Source organism: Mesorhizobium sp. M0800, from assembly GCF_040320095.1.
Lineage (GTDB): Bacteria > Pseudomonadota > Alphaproteobacteria > Rhizobiales > Rhizobiaceae > Mesorhizobium.
Map to the genome: position 1 here is coordinate 99,382 of NZ_JAMYOZ010000010.1, position 18,843 is coordinate 118,224.

Here is an 18,843-nt window from a genome sequence, read left to right on the forward strand (position 1 = left end):
GGGCTGCTCCTGGTGAAAGCGTCTCCAAAGCCATCTGTTGTTTCAAGGGTTTCTTAGCTCTCTTTTGCTATTCACCTGAGGGAAACCTGCGGACGCCCCATGAACGAAATCGACCCAGCGCGCCGTTTTTCGCTAGACGCGGTGCGCAAATTCGACGCCCCTGCCGAGAACAATACGGCCGGCGGCATGAACGATGTTGCCCGCCAGGTCGCCTCGCAATACCGGCGCGATACGATGTCGCCGATCATGGTGAGCGGGGTCCTGCGCATGGTGGAATTCGCGCTGCTGTTGGTGTCAGGTCTTGCCGTCTATTTCTATTATGTCGGCTTTTTCAACTATCTTGCCTGGCAATACTCACTGACGATCGCCGCCACTTCGTTCCTCGCGGTCGTTCTGTTCGACGTCACCGACCGCTACCAGATCGTCGCGCTGATGCGGCCGATCGCCAATTTCGGCCGTCTCCTGCTGGTCTGGGCCGGAACATTCGCCTTGATGGCGCTCACCGCCTTCACCATGAAAATGTCGGAAGACTATTCGCGCCTGCTCTTCGGCACGTGGTTCGTCGTCGGTTTCGTGTTGATCCTGGGTCTCCGCCTGGTGATCTCGAAGCTGATCCGGCGCTGGGCGCGCGACGGGCGGATGGAGCGCCGCGCCGTCATCGTGGGCGGCGGCAAGGCCGCGGAGGTATTGATCCGCTCGGTCGAAAGGCAGCCCTACAACGACATCCGCATCTGCGGCATCTTCGACGACCGTGGTGACAAGCGTTCACCGCCGGTTGTCGCCGGCTATCCCAAGCTCGGCACGATTTCCGAGCTCATCGAATTTGCCCGCATCGCGCGCATCGACATGCTGATCGTTTCGCTGCCGCTGACCGCCGAATCGCGCGTGCTGCAGTTATTGAAGAAGCTGTGGGTGCTGCCGGTCGACATCCGGCTATCGGCGCATTCGAACGCGCTGCAGTTCAGGCCGCGCGCCTATTCCTACATCGGCTCGGTGCCGATGCTCGATATCTTCGACAAGCCGATCAACGACTGGGATTCGGTCGCCAAGCGCGCCTTCGACATCGTCTTTTCGATCATCGGCATCATCGTGTTCTCGCCGGTGATGCTGGCGACCGCAATCGCGATCAAACTCGACAGCAAGGGGCCGGTGCTGTTCCATCAGAAGCGGCACGGCTTCAACAACGAGATCATCGACGTCTACAAGTTCCGTTCGATGTATACCGACAAGGCGGACCCGACGGCCAAACAGACCGTGACCAAGAACGATCCGCGCGTCACCCGCGTCGGCCGCTTCATCCGCAAGACCTCGATCGACGAACTGCCGCAGTTCTTCAATTCGCTGTTCGGTTCGCTGTCGCTGGTCGGGCCGCGCCCGCACGCCATTGCCGCGCAGTCGCACAACCTCCTCTACAATGAAGTGGTCGACGGCTATTTCGCCCGCCACAAGGTCAAACCCGGTGTGACCGGCTGGGCGCAGATCAATGGCTGGCGCGGCGAGATGGACACCAACGAGAAGATCCGCATGCGGACGGAATACGACCTCTATTACATCGAGAACTGGTCGCTGTTGTTCGACCTGAGGATCCTGTTCCTGACGCCGATCCGCCTGCTCAACACGGAAAACGCGTATTGAGCGCGACGGCCTACGAATTGCCGGCGGCGGCGGTCAACGCCAAGCTCATCGCACTGATTGCGTCGGGGGCGGTTTTCCTCGGCGTCTTCCTGTCCGGTTTCGTCATTGCCGAGCCGGCGCCATACGACCTCTATATGATCGGGCTGATCGTGGTGTGGCCCTTGTTCGGCATGCGTATACAGCGCGCGGCGGTGCCACTTCTGGTGCTGCTGGTAATCATGAACATCGGCGGTATGATCTCGATGACGCAGATGTCGGACCTCGCCGGCACGCCGCTCTATCTCGCCGTCTCGCTGTTCCTGGCCTTAACCGCGGTTTTCTTCGCTTCGGTAACGGCGGTCCAGCCCAGTCTCTACCGGGTGATCTTCGTCGCCTATGTGGCGTCGGCAGTGCTGACTTCGCTGGTCGGCATAGCCGGCTATTTCCATGCCTTTCCAGGAGCGGAGATCTTCACCAAATACGACCGTGCCGCCGGCGCCTTCCAGGACCCGAACGTGTTCGGTCCGTTCCTGGTGCTGCCCGGCATCTACCTGCTCTACCTGCTGCTTACCGGCTCGGTCGCGCGCATGCCGCTATTGGCGGTGCCGTTGCTGATAATCACCGCCGGCATCTTCTTTTCCTTTTCGCGCGGCGCCTGGGGCATGTTCGCCGTTTCGGCGATCCTGCTGACCGGTGCCTTGTTCCTGCAGAGCGCCAGCGGCAAGTTCAAGCTGCGCGTCGTCGTCATGACCATCGCCGCCGTCGGACTGCTGGTCATCGCAATGATCGTCATCCTGCAACTGCCAGGCGTCGCCGAGATGTTCTCGAACCGCGCACAGCTCGAACAAAGCTACGACACCGCCCGGCTCGGCCGCTTCGCCCGCTATACGATCGGCTTTCAGATGGCACTGGAGCATCCGTTCGGCATCGGCCCGCTCGTCTTCGGCAAGATGTTCGGCGAGGACACGCACGACATCTGGCTGAAGATGCTGATGGATTACGGCTGGCTCGGCTTCGTGTCGTTCCTGACGCTGACGTGCTGGACGATCGCCGCCGGCTTCCGCATTCTGCTGCGCGACCGGCCGTGGCAGCCTTATCTTCTATGCGCCTACGTCGCCTTCATCGGCAATATCGGGCTCGGCACCTTCATCGACATCGACCACTGGCGCCATGTCTACCTGCTGCTTGGCTTGATCTGGGGTGCCATCGCGCTCGAATACCGCCACCAGTGGCAGCTGCGGGCGGCGCAGCGACCGGCAATCCCCGTCGCGGTTGCTTCAGGCAGGACAGCAACCGAATTCGGTTGACCGGACCCGGTCTATCACGATACATCGCGACCGGTCCGGAGTGTAGCGCAGCCCGGTAGCGCACTTGACTGGGGGTCAAGGGGTCGTCGGTTCGAATCCGGCCACTCCGACCATTAAAATCCAAAGGCCTAGCCAGTTTTCCCCCAAACTGGCTGTACAGACAATAGCCGCACTGCAGCCGGCGCAACATACGCAGGCGCGTGATCTCATCGAGGAATCGATCACGCATCACTCGTGCGCGAGGCACGGAGGCTGGCGTCTAGCCAGAAGCCCACCGAGAAACCGCGCGGTAATGGCTAGGCAAGCTTTGCTGCGTACGCCAACCTTTATCGTGAGCCCGTATTCCAGCTTCAACAAGAAAAGGTCCCGCCGCACATGCCAGAACGGCGGGACTCGATCAGGCGCCTTGCATCAGGCAGGGGTGACTCGGGGGTTGGGCATGCCCGGTGCGCGCGGATCGTAGTGAACCCTAGGCGCATCAGCTGCAATGCGTCCACCAACCGTCGGTTGGAAAGAACTAATTCAATCCCGACGGCTGGCCTGGCCTGAACATGCGCGCGCTCAAGGCTCAGTTTCTTCCCGGGGAGGAGCCTTTTGGTCAGGACAATCAGGATAGGGCAATTCTTCACACGGAGAGGGCCTGTCGCCAACGCTGCCATAATGTTCCGCGAGTTTTGCGAAACCGTAGGCGAAGGCGAAAAGAAGCGCGAGGACAACCGCTATTCGGACGGCCATACCGTATTGTAGCAGGATCCTCCCATTGGAGCGCGCGGCGTTTTGGTACGTTTGAATGTTGAGTTCGAAAAAGGTTGGCTGTAGTTGAATTGCCGTCGTCCGCAGTTGTAAGGGCGAGCGGACGCTTCGAAGATGCCACGCGCTTTCGCCCTTTCCGGGAGAGATGCAATGTCGCTTCAAGGGGTTGCCTGTCCTGCCGATCTGACCATGTTGACCAAGGCACTCGATGCCCGATGCCGTGAACTAGGCCTCGCTGATGGAGATCCAGGCAGAGAACTGCTCGGCCGCAGGGTGATGGATTTATTTGAAAGTGGTCAGCTCAGCGCCGAAGATTTGAGACTGGCTCTGAGCGGCGAGATCTTTAACGCCAAAAATCCTCCGGCCGGAGCCAGTGGGCTTTGATACGGCAAGCGGCTATCCGCGCAACCATTTGAATTACTGGCCCAGCGTCGGCTTCCGTGTGCGCAGGAGCGCGTTGTGAACAAATGTGATTTTGCGGTCGGTGCCAGGCGGGCTAACTTTACCCATCGAACGAAAGAGGAGAATGATCATGAAGACATTCCTCGCAATAGCCGCGGCACTGACCATGTCCATATCAGCTGCCTCTGCAGATTGCCCCGCGCATTCCAAGGTCCAGGCATCGGTCGACACGCAGACGAAGACAGCAAGCGTCGAGAAGGCCGATATGTCGACTGTCACGGACGCTCAGACGATCAAGAAAGAAGAGCCACAGAAGACCGAGTAGCGGTAACGCTCAGCGGATCCCACGACCCGGATAAATGGCTACTGGCACACATCCACCCACTCGGCGTCGACGAGGTCGGCCAGGCGTTGCGGGCTGAGCCGTACGGCGGCATTCGTCGCGCCTGCCGCCGGGACGACCTCGTCAAAGGCGCGCAGCGAGATGTCGCAGTAGACCGGGAGCGGCGCCGGTAGGCCGAACGGGCACACCCCACCGACGGGATGATCGGTCGCGGCGAGCACCTGCTCGGCGTCCAGCATTCGCGCCTTGCCACCAAACCGGTCCTTGAATTTGCGATTGTCCAGCCTGGAGATCCCGCTGGCCACGATCAGCATCGTCTGGTCGCCGGCGCGCAAGCAGATCGTCTTGGCAATCTGCGCCGGCGCTACGCCATGCGCTTCGGCGGCCAGAGGCACCGTCGCCGAGCTTGCCTCCGTGACGATGACTTCAATGTCGGGCGCGTGTGCGGCGAAAAAGGCGCGAACGGATTCGAGGCTCATCTCCAGCAATTTCCGTCTGGCGTCGCCGTGGCGGCCGGCAAGTCCACTACGTGGCCGAAAAAACGAAGCCCGCCAGGGCAACCCATGGCGAGCTCGTGGAATAAAAGCATGGCAGGTCGCTACGACACGGATCGCCTTTTGGCAGGCAACACGGCTTCGTCAAACAGAGCGCTTTCCGGAAGTTGAAGCGCGGAGGCAATACGCCGACGTTTCGAGGGATCGGCATCCTTGCCGCTTTCAATGTCGGCAATCTCATAGGCTGCCAGCCCGCACGCCAGGGACAGCTCTTCGATGCTGTATCCACGGGCTTCCCGGGCGGTTCGGACGGCACTGCGTTCAGGCGTAACCGCGCTCGCCGCCAGTTCGGAGTAAGGTTCGCGTTTTGCTATTTGGGGCATTGGCAACTCCGTGGGATGAAAGAGTTAGATCAAATCATGTTGTTGCCTGAGACGATCGGGAGAATGCCCGCTCGCCGGTGATTTGCCAAGCATCAAAGATAGCGTCACGGCATCGTGAACCGACGCCGGAATGAATGGCGGATGCCGGCGCGCCGACATCTGGCCGGATCGTCAGCAGACACACTTCGGAAACAAAATTCTACAGGCCGGAAAAACTGCCGAAAAACTCCAAGGCGATAGTCCCAACCGCAGCGCTCGAGTCACCGACCTGAATCAGTGACGCTCAAATTCCGCCTGCGCAAAAAGGAAACGATGTCATGAAGAAGCCTCTTCTCTCCGCCCTTGGACTTGCAATCGCACTTGCCCTCTCGATGCCGATCATCGGCGCAAGCAGCGCGAATGCAACGACGATGCACACCACCGTCAAGAAGCATCACCGCCATCACTACCATCACCGCGTCCACCACTACCGCCACCATCACAAGAAGGTTGTCGCGAAGAAGTACTGAAAACACCCTCGGGCGAACAACCCGCAATCAGGCGTTCTGGTGCTTGATCAAGGGCGGCGCGCTTGCCGGGCTTTCCGTGTCGGCGAAAAATGGCGGCGGTCCGCTGACCACCGCCATTTGCTTATCTCAACGTGCCGATCTTGAACGCGCTCGCGGTGCTTGTTGCTGCCGGCCGCCGAGGAACAGACTGGCGACGAGCCCGACCAGAACCAGCCCGACAGCGGCCGCCGTCGCCGGGTGATCTCGGGCGGTCTTCTCGATCGCCCGGCCTTGCCTTCTGATTGCCGGCAAGGCGTCGCCGAGGCGCTCAGTGATATCCGAATAATAATCCGACGCGGTATCGCGCCCGTCTTCGTAAAGGGCGCCGCCCTGCTTCAACACGGCTTTCTTCAAGGTGGCCAGTTCCCTGGCCAAGGCCGCGACCTGCTTGTTCAGATCGGTGTCGGAGATGCTCGAAAGCGATGCCATGACGTGCTTCCTTCATCTGTAGAAGGAAGCCTAACGCATGACCCTGAAGACCGTTCCGGTCAGCCCGGCGGGCTCTAGCGAACCTGATCGAGCAGGCGCTTGCATTCCAGGAGGTCGAACAGCGCCTCCTGCAGCAATGCGCGATTGTCACGGGAAAGTTTTGACGTGTCCGGCGGAACCGGACCTTCCTCGTCGGTCTTGCCTATACCGAAAAAACGACGGCTGGGTTTCACCCTCGGCTGGCCAACCAGCATTTCGTCGTCCGGGCCGCGCGGCTGCGCCGCTTGCGTCAGCGGTACCGTGTCGGCCTGTCGGCGCTGCGAGATCGCCTCGACCGCTGCCATGTCGCCACTGCCGACGGCGATCAGAAACTGGTTGCCGTTCTCGCGCAACAGCTTCTGCACGCCCTTGATCGTATAGCCCTGGTCGTAGAGCATATGACGAATACCCTTGATCAGTTCTACGTCCTGCGGACGGTAGTAGCGGCGGCCGCCGCCGCGCTTCATCGGCTTGATCTGGTTGAAACGCGTCTCCCAGAAGCGCAGCACGTGCTGCGGCAAATCCAGATCCTCCGCGACCTCGCTGATGGTGCGGAAAGCATCAGGGCTCTTGTCCATGGGCGAATCCTCACGCTAGAGCATGATCGCGAAAGGCGGGAACCGGGTTCGGGCGACATCACACTTAACAAGGAGAGCAGCTTTCCGTCCCGCCGGAACGGATCACAGCCAAATACCGATCCGGCGTACCGAATCGCATCTTATTTCAGCGGTTTATGAAACAATATTCAAGCCCGGCGCAAAAGCAGGGTTCGCTTTTCAACCGAAGCCTGGAGCATGATTCTTGGCAAAGGGGGATTGGACGGCTACTTGCTGCCCTTGGCTTTGCTGGTTTGATGGGAGCGCAGGATACGGTTCTTCAGCACGTTCGACGACTTGAAGGTCATCACCCGGCGCGGCAGGATCGGCACTTCCTCACCGGTCTTGGGATTGCGCCCGATGCGCTCGTTCTTGGAGCGGACGTGGAAGGTCGCGAAGGACGACAGCTTCACCGTCTCGCCGCGAACGATCGCCTCGCAGATCTCATTCAGCACCGCCTCGACAAGCTCGGCCGATTCAGTACGTGACAGCCCAACCTTGCGGTAAACGGCTTCGGCGAGGTCGGCGCGCGTAAGTGTCTTTCCCCCCATACGAACCGTCCCATCAGCTCAAAAACATAAATCATACAAGCAACGGCAGAACCTAAGTAATTGATCCGTCAAGGTCAAGGACCCGAACCCGATAGTTCGGCACTTACCAGCGGAGCAGGACGGCACCCCAGGTGAAGCCGCCGCCCATCGCCTCGAGCAGTACCAGGTCACCCTTTTTGATGCGACCGTCGGCGACGGCTGCGGACAGTGCCAGCGGCACGGAAGCCGCCGAGGTATTACCGTGCAAATCGACGGTCACCACCACCTTCCGCTCCTCTATCCCGAGCTTTTTGGCCGAAGCGTCAATAATTCGTTTATTGGCTTGATGCGGCACGAACCAGTCGAGATCGGCGGCGCCGATGCCGGCCTGTGCGAACGTCGCCTCGATGACGTCGGTGATCATGCCGACCGCATGCTTGAACACTTCGCGGCCTTCCATCCTGAGGTGCCCGACGGTTCCGGTGGTCGACGGCCCACCGTCGACGAAAAGCTTGTCCTTGTGGATGCCGTCGGAGCGCAGGCTGGCCGCCAGAACGCCTCGGTCGGCGATGCCGCCTGCCCCCGTGCCTGCTTCCAGCACCATCGCGCCGGCGCCGTCGCCGAACAAAACGCAGGTCGAGCGGTCGTTCCAGTCGAGAATACGCGAAAACGTTTCCGAGCCGATCACCAGTACCCGTCTGGCCAAGCCGCCGCGGATATAGAGGTCGGCGGTCGTCACTGCATAGACGAAGCCGGAGCAGACCGCCTGCAGGTCGAAGGCAAAACCGTGGTGCATGCCGAGCCGGTTCTGGATCTCGACCGCGGTCGCGGGAAAGGTGTTGTTGGGCGTCGAGGTCGCCAGCACGATCAGGTCGATGTCGTCAGCCGTCAGGCCGGCGCTGTCGAGGGCTGCGCGCGCTGCCGCCTCGCCCAGCGAGGCCGTCGTCTCGTCGTCGGCCGCAATGTGGCGCTGGCGAATGCCGGTGCGCTGGACGATCCACTCGTCCGACGTCTCGACCATGCCTTCGAAATCGGCATTCTTCATAATGCGGCGGGGCAGCGCGGCGCCCGTGCCGCGCACGACTGATCTGATCAATGCTCTTTCCTATTCCTTTGCGTCGATGACGACGTCGGATTTCCGGATTGTCTGGGCATTCGGATTGCGGGCATGGAACAGGTCGAGATCGGCTTCGATGCGGTCAAGCAGATTGTTGCGCACCATATCGTAGCCAAGCTCGATCGCCGCCGCGAAGCCATCCGAATCAGCCCCGCCATGGCTTTTCACCACGATGCCGTTCAATCCGAGGAAGACGCCGCCATTGGAGCGGCCGACATCCATCTTCTCGCGCAGGCGATCGAAGGCGGTCTTGGCGAAGATATAGCCGATCCTGGCCATCAGCGTCCGGTTCATCGCCGCGCGCAGATAGCCGGCGATCTGTCTGACGGTGCCTTCCGCCGTCTTCAGCGCGATGTTGCCGGCAAATCCTTCGGTAACGACGACGTCGACACTGCCCTTGCCGATGTCGTCACCCTCGACAAAGCCATGGTAGTTCATCGAGGCCATGTTGGCCTCGCGCAACATACGACCCGCCTCCTTGACCTCTTCCTGGCCCTTGATCTCCTCGACGCCGACATTGAGCAGGCCGACGCTCGGCCGTTCGATGCCGAAAACCGAGCGCGCCATGCCGGTGCCCAGAATGGCAAAATCAACCAGTTGATGCGCATCCGCGCCAATGGTGGCGCCGACGTCCAGCACCACGCTCTCGCCGCGCAATGTCGGCCAGAGCGCCGCGATTGCCGGGCGATCGATGGTCGCCATGGTGCGAAGGCAGAATCTGGACATTGCCATCAGCGCGCCGGTATTGCCGGCCGAGATGCAGGCGTCGGCAGTGCCTGCCTTGACCGCCTCGACGGCCTTCCACATCGATGACTTCCAGCGGCCATGGCGCAGCGCCTGGCTCGGCTTGTCGTCCATCCGCACTGCGATCTCGCAGTGGATGAACTCGCTCACTTCCGCCAGCTTGGGGAATTTGGCGAGTTCGGGCCGTACCACTTCTTCGCGCCCATAAATGACGAAGCGTATATCCGGACGGCGGGTGGCGACAGTCATGAGCGCCGGGATGACCACGCTTGGCCCGTGATCGCCGCCCATGGCATCGATGGAAATCCTGATCACGCGGTGTTCATCTCACGGTTGCTTGGCCAGCGGGCTTGCCAAGGTGCGGGGCTCGCGAAGGTTCGGCGAAAATAACGGTTTTGGGCTGCCGCACAACCAACTTTTCTCAAATTGGGTCAGCTATCAGGATTTTCCCAACAGTGATCTGAGCTTTTGCTGGAATTCATTCTCCACAGGCTCGGCATCGCGGGCGGCCTCCAGCGATACACCCGGCTTGCGCGGATATGGATCGATCGCCAAGCCAAAGAACTGCTCGGCAAGCGCCCCGACGTCGATCGCATCGCCGGAAAAGGTTTCCGGGCTGTCCGGGCCTTCGGCGTCGAGCAGGATCTCACCGCCGCCGTCGAAACCTTGCCGCCCGAGCTTGGATTGCTCCGGCAGGAACAGCGCTTCGACCGGCTCATCGATATGCGCCTCGACCGGGTCGAGGGTGACGATGCAGGCCTGCGTTATATCGGCCTCGACATGGCCGCTGACTTTCACCCCGTTGCGCTTCCAGGGCTCGACCAGGAGTTCGGCGCGATAGTTCTCGACCGAAAGCAGCTCGTGCTCGACGGCCAGCAGGGCGCGCTGCCCAGCGTCGGCATCGATCACCACCGGCAGCCCCTTTTGCGGCAGCCGGGCGACATTTGCCAGGAATGACACCGGGCTGTGGGTATCAGGGTGTTTCATCTTCGCCTCCACTTCGCCACCTTCATCGGCCTGCCGTCGCTCAAGCGTTGGCCACCGGAAATGCCACCGTTCCGGAAACGATCGATTCGGTCGGCTGTTCCGCGAGTTGCCTTGATGCATCGGCGGCATAGAGTGCCAGTTGCGACGCTTGCGGCCAGGCGCCGGCATCCGGCCTGACATTGCGGGCAAGGGCGGCGGCGAGTGCATCATGGTCATTTCGTTGCAGCGCATCATCATAGGCGGCGGTACGGCCATAGAACATCTTCGCCAGTTTCCGCATTCGCTTCGGCACGCCGACGTCGCCAATGCCCAATTCACGCAACGAATGTTCGACATCCATGAAGAACTCGTCGATCAGCACCTGCGCAACCTCTGCCGCAGCACCGCCCTCGCCGCGCAACCGGTGCTGGAACAGGAACATGTGCAACGACAGCATCTCGAAGCGGCCGAGCGGCGTGTCCGGGACGTTCCAGGCGGAATAAAACACCGTTTGCCGCGCCGCCGCCACGATTTGTGCGTAAAGCGCCTCGGTGATGGCGCGGTTGGCATGTCGTTCGCGGCCAAAGAGGCGCTGGAACATTTGAGGGTGGTCTCCCGGGACCGTTTGTTGAAGTGGCCTTGTTGCATCGGCAAGCAAGCTGGTTTACCGGTTTTGCGGCCCAGCGCAAGTTGCGGCCAGCTTATGGAGTTGTAGTTGCGCGCGCTGAAATTCAAGTCGACTTTCCTGCCCAGGCCCGGCGGTGCGGTTTCGCTGCTGGTGATCGCTGCGGCACTTTCCGCCTGCAATTCGTCCAAGATGATCGGCGATCTCAATCCGAGCGAGACGCTGACGCAAGGCTACGTCATCGACCAGCAGGCGATCGACCTGGTGCCGGTCGGCTCAAGCCGCGAACAGGTGCTGCTGGCGCTCGGCACTCCCTCGACGAAGGCGACCTTCGATAACGAGGCCTTTTATTACATTTCTCAGACGCGCAAGCGCTATGTCGCCTTCGACAAGCCGCGGCTGGTCGACCAACATGTGCTGGCGGTCTATTTTGGCGATGACGGGCGCGTCACCCAGATCGCCAATTACGGCTTGAAGGACGGCAAGGTGTTCGACTTCATCTCGCGCACCACGCCGACCGGCGGCAAGGACCAGAACTTCCTCAGCCAGATCATCAGTGGCGCCAGCAAGCTGGCGCCTGGTGTTCCCGGCGCCAGCGGCGGCAGCACGCTCGGCGGCACCTGATCCACCCGAGGGTGTCGGCTTCCTTCCGTTCCTTTCGCTTCCCTGTAAGCGGCATATCTCAGGCAATGAAAAACCCGCGGGAGCGATCCCGCGGGTTTTTGTCTTAAGGCCATAGCGACCGAGCTTAGCCGTGCGCGAGAACGGCCAGCAACAGCAGCGCGACGATGTTGGTGATCTTGATCGCCGGGTTGACCGCTGGGCCGGCAGTATCCTTGTAGGGATCGCCGACCGTGTCGCCGGTCACCGAGGCCTTGTGCGCTTCGGAGCCCTTGAGGTGCTTGAGGCCGTCCTTGTCGACGAAACCGTCTTCGAACGACTTCTTGGCGTTGTCCCAGGCGCCGCCGCCGGAGGTCATCGAGATGGCAACGAACAGGCCGTTGACGATGACGCCGAGCAGCGAGGCGCCGAGCGCGGCAAAGGCGGATGCCTTCGAACCGGAGATCAGGAGGACGCCGAAATAGACCACCAGCGGCGCCAGCACCGGCAGCAATGACGGAACGATCATCTCCCGGATCGCTGCCTTGGTCAGAAGGTCGACGGCGCGCGCATAGTTCGGCTTCGAGGTGCCGGCCATGATGCCCGGATCCTCGCGGAACTGCTTGCGCACCTCCTGGACGATAGCACCCGCGGCGCGGCCGACGGCGGTCATGGCGATGCCGCCGAACAGATACGGGATCAGGCCACCGAAGATCAGGCCGGCGACGACGTAAGGATTGGAGAGGTCGAAGGAGACGTCGCCCATGCCCTGGAAGTACGGGTATTTGTCGCCATTGGCGGCAAAGAACTTCAGGTCGTTAGAGTAGGCCGCGAACAGCACCAGCGCGCCGAGGCCGGCCGAGCCGATGGCGTAGCCCTTGGTTACCGCCTTGGTGGTGTTGCCGACAGCGTCAAGCGCGTCTGTGGACTGGCGCACTTCTTTGGGCAGGCCGGCCATTTCGGCAATGCCGCCGGCATTGTCGGTGACCGGGCCGAAGGCATCGAGCGCGACGATCATGCCGGCGAGGCCAAGCATCGTCGTCACCGCGATCGCCGTGCCATAGAGACCGGCGAGCTGGTATGTCGAGATGATGCCGCCGACGATGACGATCGCCGGCAACGCCGTCGCTTCCAGCGAGACCGCGAGGCCCTGGATGACGTTGGTGCCGTGACCGGTGACCGAGGCCTGGGCGATGGAGTTCACCGGACGCTTGCTGGTGCCGGTATAGTATTCGGTGATCACCACGATGAGGCCGGTCACCACAAGGCCGACCAGGCCGCAGATGAACAGGTTCGTGCCGGTGATGGCCATGCCGGCGACAGTACCGATCTCACCCCAGCCGATGCATGCCGAGGTGGCCACGGCAAGGCCGACAATCGACAGCAAGCCGGTGACGATAAGGCCCTTGTAGAGCGCGCCCATGATCGAGCCGCTGGAACCGAGCTTGACGAAGAAGGTGCCGACGATCGAGGTGAGAATGCAGGCGCCGCAGATGGCCAGCGGATAGAGCATGGCCGCGCCGAGAACGGCGGTGCCACCGAAGAAGATGGCGGCGAGGACCATGGTGGCGACGACGGTCACCGCATAGGTCTCGAACAGGTCGGCGGCCATGCCGGCGCAATCGCCGACATTGTCGCCGACATTGTCGGCGATGGTGGCCGGATTGCGTGGATCGTCTTCGGGAATGCCGGCTTCAACCTTGCCGACGAGATCGCCGCCGACGTCGGCGCCCTTGGTGAAGATCCCGCCGCCGAGACGGGCGAAGATCGAGATCAGCGAGGCGCCGAAGCCGAGCGAAACAAGCGAGTCGATGACGACGCGATCGTCGGGCTGCAGACCCATGAACTGGGTCAGGATCAGGTAGTAGATCGAGACGCCGAGCAGGGCCAGGCCAGCAACCAGCATGCCAGTGATGGCGCCCGACTTGAAGGCGATCTCGAGGCCGGCAGCGAGGCTGTTGGAAGCCGCCTGCGCAGTGCGCACATTGGCGCGCACCGAGACGTGCATACCGATGAAGCCAGCGGCGCCCGATAGAACGGCGCCGATCAGGAAGCCGATGGCGGCGGTGATCGAAAGCAGCCACCAGGCGAGCAGCAGGACCACGACGCCGACGATGGCGATAGTGGTGTACTGGCGCGCCAGATAGGCCTGCGCGCCTTCGCGGATGGCCGCGGAAATTTCCTGCATGCGTGCATTGCCCTGATCGGCCGCGAGGACCGAACGTGTCGCCCAGATGGCGTAAAGGACTGAAAGCAGACCGCAGGCGATGACAGCTGAAATTATGGTCATTGCCGAATTTTCCTCGATTGGTGGCCCAAAAGAACCCCTCCCCGGGCCGTTGAGACAGGGACGAATTTTCCGCAACCGGAATCCGTCCCTTCGCAGCGGCTTATGCGAAACAGGGCTCGGAACGTCAAGATATTGTTCCGTTCCTGTCCGGCTTTCGCCCAAAAGATCCCGGGTTTCGTCCAAAAGGCTGGACGGCAGTGTGCGCCTGTCGACACTGCCATCCGGTTAGATCGGTTGAAATCGACGAACGGCGGTCAGGCTTTACGCGGGTCGCCGTCCGGCTGGACGACGAAGACCAGCACCACCAGCATGGTCATGTAGAATTTGAACGCCGCCTCCTGACCATTCCAAATCGAAGACTGCCACATGGCGAACCACTCGCCGCCAATGACCATGAAGCCGAAATACCAAACAAGGAAACCCATGGTGGCGGCTATGATGACGAACTTCTTGGCATCGTTGAATGCCTGTCCGCTGGCTTTGCGCGCCTGCCAGAGTTGCCAGGCGGCGATTAGGTAAAGCAGGCAGGTCAGCGCCTCGCCAATGATGATCAGCCAGTAGCCAGCCGTCCACAGCGACGGGTTGGTGATCGAGCGGTACATCAGTGCATTGCCGGGAAAGGTCGTGTCCATGCTCAGCACATGCTGGACAAAGGCGAAGTTTGAGCCGTAATCGGTGATGTTGCCGAAGGCGACGAGGAAGGCGAAAGCCGCCAGACACAAACACATGACGATCTTGGAGAAACGCGCGGTCATGGCAAGAACTCCTGCTGAAAGATCGGGGCATCGCACTCATCAATCGCCGAGTCCCGAAGATCGCGCAACGGGTGGGCCAGTGATCATCGTGCTCACAGCCATTGCGAGACATTATGCCGGCAAGCAAGACATTGCCGAGACTGTCGAAGCCCTCGATCTCGACAGTGATTGCGCGGTGGGCGACTTGGTCTCTGTGGTTAGAGCCGACACACACCACGATTTCGCCATCATCCGCCGCCGCTGGATCACCGGCGAGACGGGCACAACGCTGGAACTGACGCTCGATCATCCGACGCGGTCGACCGGCCACTGAAAAAAGAGCGAACTTCGCCCCGAGACGCTACTCGGGCTCGCGTCCCATGCGCCGGGCGGTATAGCGCTCGACCGCCGACAGCCCGTCATAGATCAGCACGGCAAGGGCGGCGACGATCAGGCCACCCTGCAGGATGAAGGCGAGGTTGTTCGACAGCAGGCCTGCGATGATCACCTCGCCCAGTGTCCTCGCCGCTACCGTCGAGCCGATGGTCGCGGTGGCGAGGCTGATCACCACCGACAGCCGGATACCACCGAGAATGATCGGCGCGCTGAGCGGCAGCTCGACCTTGATCAGTCTTTGCCAGCCAGTCATGCCGGCGCCACGCGCCGCCTCGACGACGTTGGCCGGCAGCGTCGTCAGGCCGGTCAGCGCATTCTCAAAGATCGGCAGCAGTCCGTAGAGAAACAGCGCAATCAGCGTCGGCTTTTCGCCGAAGCCGACTGCCGGCACGGCAAGCGCCAGCACCGCCACCGGCGGAAACGTTTGGCCGATATTGACCAGGCTGCGCGACAGCGGCAGGAATTCGGCGCCGGCTGGCCTGGTGACCAGAATGGCGAGCGCGACCGCAACGATCGTCGCGGCAACCGTCGCGATCAGCACGGTCCGCAGATGCAGCAGCGTCAACGTCAAAAGGCTGCCCTGATTGTAGATTACCGGCGCGTTGTTCTCTGTCAGCGGCTTCAGCAGCGGTTCGAACCAGCCGGGATTGGTGACGAAGGCAATAAGCACTACTACCAAGGCCAGCCTGAGCAGCGACGGAAGCCAGGCTTTCATGCCGGCCTCGCCGCACGCTTAACCAGCCCGTCCACAGTGACGCGGCCAAGCGATTTGCCGTCAGAATCTTTCACCGGAAGTGCCGGGCGGCCCGACCACAGGAGTTCGGCCAACGCGTCGCGTTGGCTGGCGTCACCGGGGATCGCCTCGCCTTCGGCCGTGCCTTTTTCCACCGCGTCGCGCACCCGGCCAAGCGACAACAGCCGGAACGGTTTTTCACTGGCGCCAACCAGGGTCTCGACAAACGCGCTGGCCGGTTTCGCCAGTATCTCGGCCGGCGCGGCATATTGCACTACTTTGCCGCCATCCATCACCGCGATCTTATCGCCCATGTGAACGGCCTCTTCCATGTCATGGGTGACGAGGATGATGGTGGTGCCGAAGCGTTTCTGGATCGCCAGCAGATCCTCCTGCGCCTTGTTGCGGATGATCGGGTCGAGCGCGCCGAACGGCTCATCCATCAACAGCACGTTGGGTTCCGCGGCAAGCGCCCGGGCGACGCCGACGCGTTGCTGCTGGCCGCCGGAAAGCTCATGCGGATAGCGTGGCCCGTAGGCTTGCGGGTCGAGCTGGTATAGCGTCATCAGCTCGTCGACGCGGGCCTTGATGCGGTTGGCGCCCCAGCCGAGCAATACCGGCACAGTGGCGATGTTCTGCGCCACCGTGCGATGCGGAAACAGGCCGTGGCCCTGGATGGCATAGCCGATGCTGCGACGCAGCTCATAATCCGGGACCGAGCGGTTGTCGACGCCGTCGAGCTTGATCACGCCCGATGTCGGCTCGACCAGCCGGTTGATCATGCGAAGCAGCGTCGTCTTGCCGGAGCCGGAGGTGCCGACGATGACGGCGATGCTGCGCGGCTCGATTACTATCGACACGTCGTCGACGACTGTCGTCTCGCCGTAGCGCTTGGTGATGCCTTCGATCTCGATCATGCCGTTTCAACCCTGCGCTTGCTGGCGCTCATTTCGATCACTGCATCGAGGATGATGGCAGCGGCGAAGGCCAGCACCACCGTGGGAACAGCACCGAGCAGCACCAGGTCCATCGCCGTCTGGCCGACCCCCTGGAATACGAACACGCCAAAGCCGCCGCCGCCGATCAACGCGGCAATTGTGGCGAGGCCGATATTCTGCACCAGCACGATGCGGATGCCGGTGAGGATCACCGGGAAAGCCAGCGGAAACTCGACGCCGAACAGCCGCTGGCGGTCGGTCATGCCCATGCCGCGCGCTGCGTCGTTGGCGGCACGCGGCACACCGGCGAGGCCGACCACGGTGTTGGCCACTACCGGCAGCAGCGAATAGAGGAACAAAGCGACGAAAGCCGGCGCCGTGCCGATGCCGCGAATGCCGAGCGCGGCAGCTCCCGGCACATGCGAAGCGACCCAGCCGAGCGGTGCGATCAAGAGGCCGAACAGCGCAATCGAAGGAATGGTCTGGATGATGTTCAGCACGTTGAGCACACCGGCCCGCAATTTCGCGACGCGGTGGCAGAGGATGCCGAGCGGCAGGCCGATGATCACCGCTGCCGCCAGCGAACCCAGCGCCAGCGTCACATGCTTGGAGCCTTCCGCCCAAAAACTATCGGAGCGATTGAAATATTCCTTGAGGATCGACAGGCTGTTCCAGCTTCCCGAGACGAGCAGCAGGCCGATCGCCGCGGCGGCGACAACAAGCACGCCGATCCGTGCCTGCGGCGACAGGTTCAGCCGCGTAAGCACGTCGGCGAGCAGAAGCGTGAAGGCGAAGATAAGCAGCCAAAAGCCCGAAGCCGGCGAGATACGGGCGAAGGTGTTGCCGGCAGGTGTCAGGAAACTGCCGGCGACGCCGATCAGCAGCGCCAGCGCTGCAAGCGCAACCACACTGGCGGCGAGGCGCAGAACAAGCGGCGTTTTCAGCAGCGCAATGAGCGCCGCTGCGACAACAATCGCCATCAACAGCGGACCGACCGTCGCAGGCAAAGATTCGAGGATCGAGCGCGCCTCGCCGGGTACAATGCGATTGGCGCGGAAGGTGGCGAATGGTGCCGCAAAAGCCGCATAGGCTGATATCGCCGCGATGACCACGCCGAGCTTGTCGAACCGGATGCGCACGCCCTCCCCCATCGGCCGATCCGGCGCACCTCGAAAGCGGCGCGCCGGAATCGCCTTACTTGAGGAAGCCGTTCTTTTTCAAAAAGTCCTCGGCGACGCCCTTGACCGGCTCGCCGCCAACCTGCACGCGGCCATTCAACTCCTGCAGCGTGACGAGATCGAGCTTGGCGAAGACCGGCTTCAGCAGCGTCTCGATTTCGGGATGCTCCTTCAGCACCGCCTCGCGGATGATCGGCGCCGGCTGGTAGACCGGCTGCACACCCTTGTCGTCCTCAAGCACGACGAGGCCGGAGGGCGCGATGCCGCCGTCGGTGCCATAGACCATGGCGGCGTTGGCGCCGTTGGTCTGGTTGGCTGCGGCGGCAATGGTGGCCGCCGTGTCGCCGCCGGACAGCGTGATCAACTGGTCCGGCTTCAGCGTGAAGCCATACGTCTTCTGGAAAGCGGGCAGCGCGGCCGCCGAATTGACGAACTCGGCGGAGGCCGCCAGCACCACCTTGCCGGCGCCCGAGACATATTTGCCGAAGTCGGAAAGGGTGACGAGCTTATTGGTATCGGCGACCTCCTTGCGTAGGGCGATCGCCCAGGTGTTGTTGGCCGGTGACGGTGACAGCCAGACGATCTTGTTGGCGTCGTAGTCGAGCTTCTTGGCAGTCTCGTAGGCCTTGGCGGCGTCTTTCCACACCGGATCGTCGGCCTTCTCGAAGAAGAAGGCGGCGTTGCCGGTGTATTCCGGATAGATGTCGATCTCGCCGGCTGTAATCGCCTTGCGCACCACAGGTGTGCCGCCGAGTTGGATCCGGTCGGTGGTCTGGATATTATTGGCGTTCAGCACCAGCTGGATGATATTGCCGAGCACGCCGCCCTCGGTGTCGATCTTCGACGACACCACCACCTGGGCACTCGCCGAGGCCAACCCAATTCCGAGCGCTAGTACAGCGCCGGCCAGAACCTTGATTGAAAACATCTCACAAATCCCTTGCTGTGAACCGGAATACGGCTGCCGCATATGAGCATGGCTTCGATGCCCCGTCGGGGTACACGGTTTCATAAGAAGGGGGATGGGCGCAATAATTTTGTTCGGATGCGAGTGACTCCGCCGTTGCCTCGTCCCGACCGCGTG

General features: G+C 61.8%; 22 protein-coding genes and 1 tRNA gene. 8 read left to right on the forward strand and 15 right to left on the reverse strand.

Annotated features, from left to right (window positions below):
• Positions 1–99: 99 nt before the first annotated feature.
• From NKI18_RS15085 to NKI18_RS15105, 5 genes are all read left to right on the forward strand, one after another.
• Entirely contained in the window at positions 100–1,635 is a 1,536-nt protein-coding gene (locus NKI18_RS15085; protein WP_352575920.1) for an undecaprenyl-phosphate glucose phosphotransferase, read from the forward strand.
• A complete protein-coding gene (locus tag NKI18_RS15090) occupies positions 1,632–2,921 on the forward strand; it encodes an O-antigen ligase family protein (RefSeq protein WP_353019960.1) in 1,290 nt (429 codons plus the stop codon). Before NKI18_RS15085 ends, NKI18_RS15090 begins: the two co-directional genes overlap by 4 nt.
• A 36-nt stretch (positions 2,922–2,957) precedes the next feature.
• Positions 2,958–3,034 (forward strand) — tRNA-Pro (locus NKI18_RS15095).
• Between the two features lie 790 nt (positions 3,035–3,824).
• The gene (locus tag NKI18_RS15100) at positions 3,825–4,058 is read left to right on the forward strand and encodes a hypothetical protein (RefSeq protein ID WP_352449320.1); all 234 of its coding nucleotides are present in this window, start codon (positions 3,825–3,827) and stop codon (positions 4,056–4,058) included.
• Between the two features lie 148 nt (positions 4,059–4,206).
• A complete protein-coding gene (locus NKI18_RS15105; RefSeq protein ID WP_023674517.1) occupies positions 4,207–4,401 on the forward strand; it encodes a hypothetical protein in 195 nt (64 codons plus the stop codon).
• A gap of 38 nt (positions 4,402–4,439) precedes the next feature.
• Here the strand turns inward: NKI18_RS15105 and NKI18_RS15110 are convergent, their stop codons facing one another.
• Together NKI18_RS15110 and NKI18_RS15115 are read right to left on the reverse strand one after the other, a co-directional pair.
• Complete coding sequence (locus tag NKI18_RS15110) at positions 4,440–4,898, reverse strand: YbaK/EbsC family protein (protein WP_352681610.1); 459 nt, start codon at positions 4,896–4,898, stop codon at positions 4,440–4,442.
• Positions 4,899–5,017: 119 nt separating this feature from the next.
• Positions 5,018–5,296, reverse strand: coding sequence for a helix-turn-helix domain-containing protein (locus NKI18_RS15115; RefSeq protein WP_023674515.1), 279 nt, complete (start codon positions 5,294–5,296; stop codon positions 5,018–5,020).
• A 317-nt stretch (positions 5,297–5,613) separates the two neighbouring features.
• Here NKI18_RS15115 and NKI18_RS15120 point away from each other — a divergent pair, with 317 nt between their 5' ends.
• The gene (locus tag NKI18_RS15120) at positions 5,614–5,805 is read left to right on the forward strand and encodes a hypothetical protein (protein WP_023674514.1); all 192 of its coding nucleotides are present in this window, start codon (positions 5,614–5,616) and stop codon (positions 5,803–5,805) included.
• Positions 5,806–5,931: 126 nt separating this feature from the next.
• On the opposite strand, the gene NKI18_RS15125 is transcribed toward NKI18_RS15120, so the two are convergent.
• The 7 genes from NKI18_RS15125 to NKI18_RS15155 form a co-directional block, all read right to left on the reverse strand.
• Entirely contained in the window at positions 5,932–6,273 is a 342-nt protein-coding gene (locus NKI18_RS15125) for a hypothetical protein (RefSeq protein ID WP_353019962.1), read from the reverse strand.
• Positions 6,274–6,347: 74 nt separating this feature from the next.
• Entirely contained in the window at positions 6,348–6,890 is a 543-nt protein-coding gene (locus tag NKI18_RS15130; protein ID WP_023674511.1) for a MerR family transcriptional regulator, read from the reverse strand.
• Positions 6,891–7,135: 245 nt separating this feature from the next.
• Positions 7,136–7,459, reverse strand: a complete 324-nt coding sequence (locus NKI18_RS15135) for an integration host factor subunit alpha (RefSeq protein WP_352525270.1) — start codon at positions 7,457–7,459, stop codon at positions 7,136–7,138.
• 103 nt (positions 7,460–7,562) lie between these two features.
• The gene (locus tag NKI18_RS15140; RefSeq protein ID WP_023674509.1) at positions 7,563–8,534 is read right to left on the reverse strand and encodes a beta-ketoacyl-ACP synthase III; all 972 of its coding nucleotides are present in this window, start codon (positions 8,532–8,534) and stop codon (positions 7,563–7,565) included.
• Between the two features lie 9 nt (positions 8,535–8,543).
• Positions 8,544–9,614 (reverse strand): phosphate acyltransferase PlsX, encoded by a 1,071-nt coding sequence (plsX, locus tag NKI18_RS15145; RefSeq protein ID WP_352449317.1) that lies wholly within the window; start codon positions 9,612–9,614, stop codon positions 8,544–8,546.
• 123 nt (positions 9,615–9,737) lie between these two features.
• Positions 9,738–10,286: a YceD family protein gene (locus NKI18_RS15150; RefSeq protein WP_352619228.1), complete on the reverse strand. Its 549-nt coding sequence runs from the start codon at positions 10,284–10,286 to the stop codon at positions 9,738–9,740.
• Between the two features lie 40 nt (positions 10,287–10,326).
• Positions 10,327–10,866, reverse strand: coding sequence for a ubiquinol-cytochrome C chaperone family protein (locus NKI18_RS15155; RefSeq protein WP_023674506.1), 540 nt, complete (start codon positions 10,864–10,866; stop codon positions 10,327–10,329).
• Between the two features lie 114 nt (positions 10,867–10,980).
• On the opposite strand from NKI18_RS15155, the gene NKI18_RS15160 reads away from it, so the two are divergent.
• Complete coding sequence (locus NKI18_RS15160; protein ID WP_023674505.1) at positions 10,981–11,514, forward strand: outer membrane protein assembly factor BamE; 534 nt, start codon at positions 10,981–10,983, stop codon at positions 11,512–11,514.
• Between the two features lie 124 nt (positions 11,515–11,638).
• Here NKI18_RS15160 and NKI18_RS15165 read toward each other — a convergent pair whose 3' ends face one another.
• Positions 11,639–13,780: a sodium-translocating pyrophosphatase gene (locus tag NKI18_RS15165; RefSeq protein WP_352575908.1), complete on the reverse strand. Its 2,142-nt coding sequence runs from the start codon at positions 13,778–13,780 to the stop codon at positions 11,639–11,641.
• 254 nt (positions 13,781–14,034) lie between these two features.
• A complete protein-coding gene (locus NKI18_RS15170; protein WP_352575906.1) occupies positions 14,035–14,535 on the reverse strand; it encodes a DUF2165 family protein in 501 nt (166 codons plus the stop codon).
• Positions 14,536–14,614: 79 nt separating this feature from the next.
• Here NKI18_RS15170 and NKI18_RS15175 point away from each other — a divergent pair, with 79 nt between their 5' ends.
• On the forward strand, positions 14,615–14,848 hold the full coding sequence (locus tag NKI18_RS15175; protein ID WP_352575904.1) for a hypothetical protein: 234 nt from the start codon (positions 14,615–14,617) through the stop codon (positions 14,846–14,848).
• 27 nt (positions 14,849–14,875) lie between these two features.
• Here the strand turns inward: NKI18_RS15175 and NKI18_RS15180 are convergent, their stop codons facing one another.
• Genes NKI18_RS15180 through osmF form a run of 4 tightly spaced genes read right to left on the reverse strand, consistent with a single transcriptional unit; the run spans position 14,876 to position 18,687 of the window.
• Positions 14,876–15,625 carry an ABC transporter permease gene (locus NKI18_RS15180; RefSeq protein WP_352575903.1) on the reverse strand — a complete coding sequence of 250 codons (750 nt, stop codon included), beginning with the start codon at positions 15,623–15,625 and terminating at the stop codon, positions 14,876–14,878.
• Positions 15,622–16,560 carry an ABC transporter ATP-binding protein gene (locus NKI18_RS15185; RefSeq protein ID WP_023674500.1) on the reverse strand — a complete coding sequence of 313 codons (939 nt, stop codon included), beginning with the start codon at positions 16,558–16,560 and terminating at the stop codon, positions 15,622–15,624. Before NKI18_RS15185 ends, NKI18_RS15180 begins: the two co-directional genes overlap by 4 nt.
• Positions 16,557–17,732, reverse strand: coding sequence for an ABC transporter permease (locus NKI18_RS15190; RefSeq protein WP_352575901.1), 1,176 nt, complete (start codon positions 17,730–17,732; stop codon positions 16,557–16,559). Before NKI18_RS15190 ends, NKI18_RS15185 begins: the two co-directional genes overlap by 4 nt.
• Before the next feature lie 43 nt (positions 17,733–17,775).
• Entirely contained in the window at positions 17,776–18,687 is a 912-nt protein-coding gene (gene osmF / locus NKI18_RS15195; protein WP_352575899.1) for a glycine betaine ABC transporter substrate-binding protein OsmF, read from the reverse strand.
• Between the last annotated feature and the right edge of the window lie 156 nt (positions 18,688–18,843).